This window comes from Enterobacter cloacae complex sp. IR5441 (assembly GCF_049238215.1).
Classification (GTDB): domain Bacteria; phylum Pseudomonadota; class Gammaproteobacteria; order Enterobacterales; family Enterobacteriaceae; genus Enterobacter; species Enterobacter hormaechei_C.
Genome location: NZ_JBMKIA010000115.1, coordinates 1 through 1,042, shown reverse-complemented (window position 1 = coordinate 1,042; position 1,042 = coordinate 1). Strand labels below are relative to the sequence as shown.

Annotated in this window: 1 protein-coding gene and 1 pseudogene; both read left to right on the top strand. The window is 51.2% G+C overall.

Going from position 1 to position 1,042, the window contains the following annotated elements:
- Window positions 1-478: 478 nt before the first annotated feature.
- Window positions 479-592: a replication initiation protein gene (locus ACOTX5_RS26615; RefSeq protein WP_071778980.1), complete on the top strand. Its 114-nt coding sequence runs from the start codon at window positions 479-481 to the stop codon at window positions 590-592.
- A 307-nt stretch (window positions 593-899) separates the two neighbouring features.
- Window positions 900-1,042, top strand: a pseudogene (locus tag ACOTX5_RS26610) (hydrogenase maturation nickel metallochaperone HypA); the annotation flags it as partial.

Below are 1,042 nucleotides of genomic sequence, written 5' to 3'. Positions count from 1 at the left end.
TGATGTCGGATGACGTCATTTTGCGGCGTTTGCCCTATCCTGCATCGTATTAAAAAATGCAGCTATGGCGCGTACGGTGCCAAAGATAAGCCCGGAGATATTCCGCTTCCTCGCTCACTGACTCGCTCCGCTCGGTCGTTCGGCTGCGGCGAGCGGTACCGGCTTACTGGCGGGGCGGAAATTTCCTGGCATCTTCCAGGAAGAAGCTTAACAGGGAAGCAAGAAGGCCACGGCGAAGCCGTTTTTCCATAGGCTCCGCCCCCCTGACAAGCATCACGAAATCTGACGCTCAAATCAGTGGTGGCGAAACCCGACAGGACTTAAAGATACCAGGCGTTTCCCCCTGGTGGCTCCCTCGTGCGCTCTCCTGTTCCTGCCTTTCGGTTTACCGGTGTCATTCCGCTGTTATGGCCGCGTTTATCTCATTCCACGCCTGACACTCAGTTCCGGGTAGGCAGTTCGCTCCAAGCTGGACTGTATGCACGAACCCCCCGTTCAGTCCGACCGCTGCGTCTTCTCCGGTAACTATCGACTTGAGTCCAAGCCGGAAAGACACGACAAAGCGCCACTGGCAGCAGCCACTGGTAACTGATTTAGAGGAGTTAGTCTTGAAGTTATGCGCCTGTTAAGGCTAAACTGAAAGAACAGATTTGGTTACTGCGCTCCTCATAAGCCAGTTACCACGGTTCAAAGAGTTGCTGCTCTGAGAACCTTCGAAAAACCGCCTTGCTGGGCGGTTTTTTCGTTTACTGAGCAAGAGATTACGACGCTACAGAAAGGATCTCAAGAAGATCCTTCACCATAATGGAAATCTATCCCACCCGAGCATATAGGATGCATATCGTTATAAAACATCGGATATTATGCATCCCAACTAAAAATAAGCTCGAGGATAAAAAATGAGTTCAATGGTTTACTGCCGAGGATGCGGCAAGGAAATACACGAAACAGCAAAGTCATGCCCACACTGCGGAGCCACAAACGCCTCTTCAGGTTCAGGTGAAAAAAGTAGAATCGCAGCCGCGCTATTAGCATTCTTCCT

Excerpts from the sequence above, each read along its gene's own strand:
- ACOTX5_RS26615 (WP_071778980.1), top strand. The coding sequence starts at position 479 with ATGCACGAACCCCCCGTTCAGTCCGACCGCTGCGTCTTCTCCGGTAAC.